This window comes from Cobetia sp. (assembly GCF_983723665.1).
On record NZ_CFDJES010000052.1, the window covers coordinates 7,370 to 9,670 of the forward strand.

The following is a 2,301-nucleotide window of genomic DNA, read 5'->3' on the forward strand; positions in this document are numbered from 1 at the left end:
ATGGGCGACAGGGTCATGCTCATTGGTGCGATGACGGGGCAGACGACTCGGCATGCAATCCTCGCGTGAATGAAGGCTCATGATGTGCCTGCGGGCGAGGGTCGCGGCAGGCAACAAAAGCGCCCCCATCAAAGCGCCGCACCTGCCACAAGTCAAGGTGGCAGGGCGGCGCATGGCTATGGCGATAGCGTCAGGTCAGGGCTGGCAGCCGCTCAGTCGGCGTCGAGCTGGATGGCGTTGATGTAACGCTCGGCGCGACGGGTGCGGTCCTTGACCTGACCGACCAGCTGACCACAGGCGGCGTCGATGTCATCGCCACGTGTCGCGCGCACCGGTGCGGTGTAGCCCAGCTCATAGAGACGCTGCTGGAAGCGCATCACCTGGTTGCGTGACGGCTTCTCGTAACCGGAATGCGGGAACGGGTTGAACGGGATCAGGTTGATCTTGCACGGCAGCTCGTCGAGCAGCGCGGCCAGTTCCTCGGCGTGCTGGATCTGGTCGTTGACGTCCTTGATCAGGGTGTACTCGATGGTGACGATACGCGCGTCGTCACACTTGGCCAGGTAGCGATGGCAGGAGTCGAGCAGCGCGCGGATGTTCCACTTGCGGTTGATCGGCACCAGCACGTTGCGCAGTTCATCGTTGGCCGCGTGCAGCGAGATCGCCAGGCTGACGTCCATCTCGTCGCCGAGCTGGTCCAGCTTGGGCACCACACCGGAGGTGGAGAGGGTGACGCGACGCTTGGACAGGCCATAGGCGTTGTCGTCCAGCATCAGCTTCATCGCCGGCACGACGTTGTCGTAGTTCATCAGCGGCTCGCCCATGCCCATCATCACCACGTTGGTGACCGGACGCTTGCGGGTGTCCTTGCGGTCTTCGGCGCCACGGGTGGCGACCCACACCTGGCCGATGATCTCGGCGGCGGTCAGGTCACGCTCGAAGCCCTGCTTGCCGGTGGAGCAGAAGCTGCAGTCCAGGGAGCAACCGACCTGGGAAGACACGCACAGGGTGCGACGGTTGCCGTTCTCGGACGGGATCAGCACGGTCTCGACATAGCTGCCATCGCTGACTTCCAGTACCCACTTGCGGGTGCCGTCCTTGGACTCGCCTTCATAGACGATGCCCGGCGCACGGATCTCGGCGACCTGCTTGAGGCGTTCGCGCAGCGGCTTGGCGAGGTTGGTCATCTCGTCGAAGCTGTCGACGCCTTCCTGGTGAATCCATTTCATCACCTGGGTGGCGCGGAATTTCTTCTCGCCGATGCTCTCGAAGAAGGCTTCCATCGCCGGGCGCGGCAGGCCCAGCAGGTTGGTGAGCTTGACGGCGGCAGGGGCCGCGGCATCGGGGGCAGTTGCAGTGGTATCAGTCATGGTATGGGCCGGTCGTGTCAGGGATGGGCAGGCGTCACACAAAGGATAGACGTCTGCAGGGCGACGCTGTCAGCGGAGGTGGCGATGGTTCGCAGACCTCAAGAGGCTCTCATCATCAGCGCAGTGCGCGTGGGCGTCACATGGCGTGGGGAGAGGGCGCTGCAGCGGCTTTCAGAAAAGCGTATCGGACCTGCTCAAGCGTCGAATCTGCTTCAGGGGGTGCATGCTGTCGCGCGACGCTTCAGCACGTCCGATACCACGACGGCCCCGCCTCGCAGGCAGGGCCGTCGTGTCATGCACGGCTGGGAGACGCGTGCCCCGAAGGGCCGGGCTTCTCAGTCGTACAAGGCGAAATCAACCGCGCGGGCAGATTTCGTTGTCGCCGAAGAAGTAGGCGATTTCGCGAGCAGCAGATTCCGGCGCGTCAGAACCGTGAACGGCGTTGGCGTCGATGGAAGTGGCGAAGTCTGCACGGATGGTGCCGGCTTCTGCTTCCTTCGGGTTGGTAGCGCCCATCAGGTCGCGGTTCTTGGTGATGGCGTCTTCGCCTTCCAGCACCTGGATCATGACCGGGCCGGAAGTCATGAAGCCGACCAGCTCACCGAAGAAGCCACGTTCGCTGTGCTCAGCGTAGAAGCCTTCGGCCTGTTCCTTGGACAGGTGAACCATCTTGGAAGCGACGATCTGCAGACCGGCCTTCTCGAAGCGAGAGTAGATTTCGCCGATCACGTTCTTGGCAACGGCATCCGGCTTGATGATGGACAGAGTACGCTGAGTCATGGTGAATCTCCTGAGACAAGCTTTGAAGAGCCGCACGGCAGATGCCGAACGGCGGAAAACGGGCTCTGTCGGCATGCGCGCGACAAAAGTGGGCGGCATTATAGCGGCAAGTGCCACCGGCTGCATCCATCATGCCTGAGTCGCATGACGC

At 62.8% G+C, this 2,301-nt stretch carries 2 protein-coding genes; both read right to left on the reverse strand.

Going from position 1 to position 2,301, the window contains the following annotated elements; translation table 11 throughout:
* Positions 1 to 212: 212 nt before the first annotated feature.
* A complete protein-coding gene (rlmN, locus tag AC4FAH_RS07240) occupies positions 213 to 1,370 on the reverse strand; it encodes a dual-specificity RNA methyltransferase RlmN (RefSeq protein ID WP_153636518.1) in 1,158 nt (385 codons plus the stop codon).
* Between the two features lie 354 nt (positions 1,371 to 1,724).
* Positions 1,725 to 2,150 (reverse strand): nucleoside-diphosphate kinase, encoded by a 426-nt coding sequence (gene ndk / locus AC4FAH_RS07245; protein ID WP_043333812.1) that lies wholly within the window; start codon positions 2,148 to 2,150, stop codon positions 1,725 to 1,727.
* Between the last annotated feature and the right edge of the window lie 151 nt (positions 2,151 to 2,301).

Excerpts from the sequence above, each read along its gene's own strand:
- ndk (WP_043333812.1), bottom strand. The coding sequence starts at position 2,150 with ATGACTCAGCGTACTCTGTCCATCATCAAGCCGGATGCCGTTGCCAAG.
- rlmN (WP_153636518.1), bottom strand. The coding sequence starts at position 1,370 with ATGACTGATACCACTGCAACTGCCCCCGATGCCGCGGCCCCTGCCGCC.